This is a genomic window from Methanosarcinales archaeon (assembly GCA_014859725.1).
Lineage (GTDB): Archaea > Halobacteriota > Methanosarcinia > Methanosarcinales > Methanocomedenaceae > Kmv04.
Genome location: JACUTQ010000254.1, coordinates 1 through 2,205, shown reverse-complemented (window position 1 = coordinate 2,205; position 2,205 = coordinate 1). Strand labels below are relative to the sequence as shown.

Annotated in this window: 1 protein-coding gene; it reads left to right on the top strand. The window is 44.1% G+C overall.

Annotated elements, in window-relative coordinates:
* Nucleotides 1–2,205 (top strand): DEAD/DEAH box helicase (locus tag IBX40_12960; protein ID MBE0525220.1); only part of this gene is annotated, 2,205 nt, incomplete at both ends.

The following is a 2,205-nucleotide window of genomic DNA, read 5'->3' as shown; positions in this document are numbered from 1 at the left end:
ACACATAGTAGAGTGTTAGAACTACTCTATTGCGAACACTGCGGTACAGTTTATCTCGGTGGAAACAAGGTATATCTTTCGGATGGTGATATTGAGATATTATCTTCAGACCCAGACATAGAAGGAATCCCCGACAGGCAGACAGCACGGTTTGTGGAACGTCAAACATATCAAAATTTTGCTGTATTCTGGCCCTGTGGCGATTCTAATTTTAATAAGGAGGCAGAGAAATGGAATCAGCCAAATTTGCCCAATTTGAGCGAAAGCAACAAAGAAAAAGGATTCTGGAGTGCTGCAAGCCTCGACTCACGCTCAGGGAGGGTTCGACTTGGGCATGAGGAAGACCCAGAAAACTGGGTAAAAGGGTATCTTTTTCAAATCGGCTCTAGTGACAGAAAAGGCTTCATAGAGGCTGAATCAAAAGATTCTTTTGCTGCCCTCCCTTCAGTATGTGCTTTTTGTGTAAAAGACCACTCTGGACGCCAGCGAAAATCACCAGTACGCGGGTTCAGGACTGGTTTTTCAAAGGTTAGCCAGATATTTACAAAAGAGCTTTTTTACCAGCTGCCAGAAGAAAACCGCAAACTTATAGCGTTCTCTGACAGTCGTGAAGACGCTGCGCAAATTTCTAACGGTGTTGAGCGTAACCATTATTCAGATTTACTCAGGGAATCTGTCATACACGAACTACTCATCGCTGCAGTAGGAGAACCACAACTGCTTGATGATATTGAACAGAACCGTACATATTCTCCTTTTGTATTGGAATATTTAGAAGAATATCCAGGAGTGGATATTGCAATTCGTAAAGATATTGAATTAATTAAAGCTGGTATTCCTGCAAATTTACCTGAGGCGTACCTTGAAACTGTATGCAAGGCTTTCAATGATGCTCAAAAAAGGATTGATGGCATAAAAAAGCGGGGGCAGTTGAGGGTAGTTCCCGTAAGCGATTTGATATATCCGGCGCAAAATAGTAATTCAGGGTGTGGGCGGCTTATCAAGAAACTCATTGATATAGGAATCAATCCGGCTGGAAATGATCTAGATGTGCAGGAATTTAAGTGGGAAGATGACAAGCACCGATGGACTAATCTCTTTGATTTTAATGAAAAAAGATGGAATGATAAGCTCCCACCTGAAAGTGCAGAGTATGCAAAAGATAGAATTCGCAAAGAAATTAGAAAAAGACTGGCCAGTCTGTTTTTCAGCAGGCTTTATTTTAGCCTGGAATCGTCAGGACTTGGCATTATAAAATTGAAGATTGAAGACAGCGAACTTTTAAATTACGCAGCTAAAGCAGGCATCCACCAAGAACAATTAAAGATTTTCCGGCAGATATGCGATTCTGCTTTGAGGGTCTTGGGCGATTTGTACCGCCATGAAGGGTCAGAATATCCACTGAATGACTGGCCTGATTATCAAGATTCCAGTGCAAAATTCAAAAATTATATCCGGGCAGTTTGCAGGGGGTTAGGAATAAATGAAACTGATGTTGGATCTGCAATATTTTCTGCACTTCGTGAAGTCGGGCATCAAAACGGTAAAATCCATCTAAGTAGCCTTGATATTAAAGTATGTCTTTCAGACGATCCTGTTTGGATTTGCCCCGGCTGCCACCGTCCGCACTTACACTATTCAGCAGGCATCTGCACAAACTGTCAATCAAAACTCGATGAAAACCCAGGCCACACCTGTGAAAACATCTGGAAGCGCAATTATCTGGCACGCACAGCTGCAGACAGGCGCATCCCGCTCAGGTTACACTGTGAGGAATTGACTGCGCAGACAGACGATCAGGCAGAACGCCAGAGACTTTTCCGTGGTATGCTTGTTGAAGGACAGGAAAAAGAGTATATAAAGCAAGTCGATGAAATCGATGTCCTGAGCGTTACAACTACAATGGAAGTGGGAGTGGATATAGGAGACTTGCAAGCCGTTATGCTGGCAAACATGCCCCCTGTTCGTTTTAACTACCAGCAACGAGTCGGGCGGGCAGGGCGTCGCAGTCAGGCTTTCGCTACAGTACTCACCCTTTGTCGGGGCCGCAGCCATGATGAACATTATTTTGCCAATCCCTACCGTATTACGGGTGATTCTCCACCTGTACCTTTCCTTACTATGGGTCAGCAGAGAATTATTCAGCGCCTGTTAGCCAAAGAATGCCTGCGCAGAGCATTCCGGAATGCTGATGTGCGGTGGTGG